Origin of the sequence: Lactiplantibacillus fabifermentans DSM 21115 (genome assembly GCF_000498955.2) — a bacterium.
GTDB lineage: Bacteria > Bacillota > Bacilli > Lactobacillales > Lactobacillaceae > Lactiplantibacillus > Lactiplantibacillus fabifermentans.
The window spans coordinates 1-3,561 of sequence record NZ_AYGX02000101.1 but is presented as its reverse complement, the minus strand read 5'-3'; the positions used below and the strand labels follow the sequence as shown (position 1 = coordinate 3,561).

The 3,561-nt window shown below is 45.7% G+C and carries 5 protein-coding genes; 2 read left to right on the top strand and 3 right to left on the bottom strand.

Annotated features, from left to right (window positions below; all coding sequences use genetic code 11):
* Positions 1–199: hypothetical protein (locus DY78_RS16625; protein WP_235810661.1), on the bottom strand; the 199-nt coding region annotated here is incomplete at its 3' end.
* Positions 200–327: 128 nt separating this feature from the next.
* Between DY78_RS16625 and DY78_RS09400 the strand changes: the two genes are divergently transcribed.
* Complete coding sequence (locus DY78_RS09400; protein ID WP_024626284.1) at positions 328–1,305, top strand: aldo/keto reductase; 978 nt, start codon at positions 328–330, stop codon at positions 1,303–1,305.
* A 99-nt stretch (positions 1,306–1,404) separates the two neighbouring features.
* Here DY78_RS09400 and DY78_RS09395 read toward each other — a convergent pair whose 3' ends face one another.
* Together DY78_RS09395 and DY78_RS09390 are read right to left on the bottom strand one after the other, a co-directional pair.
* A complete protein-coding gene (locus DY78_RS09395; protein ID WP_024626285.1) occupies positions 1,405–1,845 on the bottom strand; it encodes an AraC family transcriptional regulator in 441 nt (146 codons plus the stop codon).
* A gap of 109 nt (positions 1,846–1,954) precedes the next feature.
* Positions 1,955–2,515: a TetR/AcrR family transcriptional regulator gene (locus DY78_RS09390; RefSeq protein ID WP_024626286.1), complete on the bottom strand. Its 561-nt coding sequence runs from the start codon at positions 2,513–2,515 to the stop codon at positions 1,955–1,957.
* Between the two features lie 123 nt (positions 2,516–2,638).
* Between DY78_RS09390 and DY78_RS09385 the strand changes: the two genes are divergently transcribed.
* Positions 2,639–3,304 carry an HXXEE domain-containing protein gene (locus tag DY78_RS09385; protein ID WP_024626287.1) on the top strand — a complete coding sequence of 222 codons (666 nt, stop codon included), beginning with the start codon at positions 2,639–2,641 and terminating at the stop codon, positions 3,302–3,304.
* Positions 3,305–3,561: the final 257 nt, after the last annotated feature.

The following is a 3,561-nucleotide window of genomic DNA, read 5'->3' as shown; positions in this document are numbered from 1 at the left end:
AGCTGATCTTTTTTGTCCGAACAGCGTTCGGATTAATTTTACAATCTACCTTGTATTCAACAGCTTTATTCTTTGCAAGGGGCCATCGAAAATCAGAAATATACGCAACTCGCGGACCAAACCAAAACTGATCTAACTCTTTATTTTCGTAGCCTGTCTTAAGCACGTCAAGAAATGTATTGGTATGGCGCTGTTTCATCGCACAAAGGCCCGGTAATCTGGGCTTTTGTTGTATCCAGCACGCAACCAACTTGAATGCGGCTTGACTTAGAGTGAACTCGAAGTGCGATACTACGATTAACAATTATAAAAGGAGTTATCAAACTTATGAAATATCGAAAATTTGGTAAAACGGGTTTTAATATTAGTGAAGTTTCCCTCGGCACGTGGCAACTCGGTGGTAAATGGGGCTTACCTTTCAACCAGCAAGACGCCGAAGCGACGTTAGCCGAAGCCTACGCGCAAGGTGTCAATTTCTTCGACACCGCCGATGGCTATCAAAATGGGGCTAGCGAACGTGCCGTGGGTCAATTCATTAAGGCCCATCCCGACGTTCATTTCACCACTAAAATTGGCCGCAAGGAAGAACCCCTGACAGTCGACCACTTCACCCCAGCAAGTATCGACCGCTACGTGGAGGCGTCGCTTAAGAATATGGGCTTAGATGCCTTAGACATGGTGTTGCTCCACTGCCCACCAACGCAAGTGTTATATCAACCAGAAACTTTCTTCGAACTAGACCGCTTACAACAACAAGGCAAGATTCGCAACTATGGTGTCAGCGTTGAAAAAGTTGAAGAAGGTATCAAGGCGCTTGACTATAACGTGGCTGGTATTGAAATCATCTTCAACATGTTCCGCTTACGGCCAGCGAAGTTATTCTTCGAGTTAGCGCAACAACATGATGTCGGTATCTTAGCCCGCGTACCGCTAGCTAGTGGGCTGTTAAGTGGCAAATATACCGCCGACACTAAGTTTGCGCCAGAAGACCACCGGACTAACAACCGCAATGGCCAACATTTTGACAAAGGCGAAACGTTCTCCGGCGTGGATTATCTGACCGGTGTGAAAGCCGCCGATGAACTCAAAAAACGCTTGGGGACTGACCAATTAGCTGCCACGGCATTACGGTATATCTTAATGTATGATGCCGTTTCCGCCGTTATCCCGGGCGCCAGCAACCCCACGCAAATTGAACGTAACACGGCGGCCGCTGAATTAGCGCCGTTGACAGCTGACCAAATGGCCGTCGTTCAAGATGTGTATGACCAATATATTAAGAATCCCGTTGAATACTTATGGTAATTGCCAACTAGTTATTTGTATATCACAAGTTGCCAAATTATCACAACCGGTCAAAAAGCGTGTTAACGAATTTCATCTTCGTTAGCACGCTTTTTCGCATTATTTAATTGGCACTAGTATCTCACAGCGGCCCCTGTTAACTAAGTCCGGTTGGTAGCGTTCAATAATCGGTGCTGGGCGCCGGTGCCACTGACTAGTTGGCTCGGTCGTGGTTAACTGCTGATAAAACTGGCCGATTGCCGACGCCGTATGTTCGATTTCAAAAATCACGTACCGCCCGCCCACCAATTCACGTTGCGCAATCGGCGCTTTAAACGTCAAATTGCTGGGGACAACAATTCCAACTTCATACCGACACTGTGCGGCCGGCGTGGTCGCTGGATTATCACATGCCAACGCTAAAATGGCCGCTTGACCACCCAAATTCTCACGGGTTAGCCACGCCTTAAATGTTTGCATTAACTGTCGATTGACTGGTCCATACGGTCCGATCCGCTGCATATATGCAAAAATCGCACTATCAAAAGATTCAATTTTCATTTTCATTACCTCATCAATTATGACTCGGGCGCCCGGTAAGTTCACTATAACCTGGCTTAAAATGAAATGCACCAATTCTTTTTAAAATACTTTAAGCACGGGCCCAATCTCAATTTTTGAAATGCGCCTGATTAATTTTAGGTGTCGAGGATAGGTGCTGTAAAATCCGCAGGGCCAATGCTTGTAACTCCGCGGTCGTGGGTGCGGTTTCCGACCGCAACGACCCCATCAATAAATTCCACAATCCCCCGGCAATAAAATCATAAATGTCGGTTTCCGCGAGGTGGCCAATGAGCCGGTCACGCAATTGTGGCATGAATACTTGTAACAACCGATATTCCAAATTATTTTGTTGGAGTAGCTTCAAAAACTCGCGGCGTTCATTCCAAAACGTGAAGAACCGGATGATTAACGTTTCAAAATCCAATTCGGTTAAATCGGCTAACTCATCAATAAAGTCCTGACAAATTCCCGTTAAGTCATAAGCCAAAACTTCATCGACCGTCGCAAAATGCCGATAAAATGTCCGACGAGCCAAGTCGGCTTCCGCCGTTATGGCCGTAATCGTAATATCTTGATACGGCATCGTGGCGAGCAACCGGACCAAGGCATCCGCCAACCATTGTTTGGATAACGCCTTTTGCGGATTAGCTTGGCGCTTACGTGTCACGGAATCACTCCTTTTGTAGCACTTAGCCTAATACCATTGACCAAGCGATTTATCCCCGATTATAATGCTTTTCGTTAGGTAGCACAACTGTGACACCTAACGATAAAAATCGGAGGTCCGCTTATGAAAAAATTTTTAGATTACTTCACCCGCTTGCACGTCTATGTTGATATTGTCAGTTTTATCTTGGTCGTCAGCTTGTTACTCATCCGGTGGTCAACGTTACCGTCATTCGCGCGGCTGGCCTATGCCTTGATGGCCGCCATGTGTCTGCACCAACTAGAAGAATATCGCTTTCCCGGGGGCTTTTTGTGGGGGTTCAACACCGTTATCGGCTCAACCAACGCATTGCGCTATCCCGGTAACCGCTTGTCGGCTTCGACCGTTGACATTGTTTCCATGATTTTAACGATCCCACCACTCCTGATTCATTGCACGCCCCGGTTAGCCGCCATCTTTGCAATTTTTGCCCTGATTGAAGCAGTGATGCATTGTTATTTTGGCGCCTTCATGTTGCATAAGTTTTACCGCGCCGGTAAAGACACCATTTACTTTCCTGGTAACGCCACAGCTTGGTTCTTATTCGCCCCCCTGGCCATTGCCTTAATGACTGAACTGATTCAACAACACTTATTAACTAGCAGTGGCTGGTTACAAGCAGTCGGCTTAATTCTTGGATTTATGCTTTTAATTATGGCGCCGCTCACGTATGGTTTGAAAGATGCCACCAGCCCTTACACTTATCGAACGACTCCTAAAACCGGATACTTCCACAAATTTCTGGATTGATTTTCTATCGCCAGTAACACTGATGCTTCCCGATATTGCTATACACAAAATCTTATTCCATCTCAAAAAGTCGCATTTCAGTGTGAGACTTTTTAGGCGTTCAATTTTCAACGATTATTTTGCCAAAATACATTGATTTTCAAATAGCATCCGGGTTAACTTCTTCATCAACCAATGTCGCATCAAAGCCCGACATTTTAGTAAACGGTAGATTGTAAAATTAATCCGAACGCTGTTCGGACAAAAAAGATCAGCTT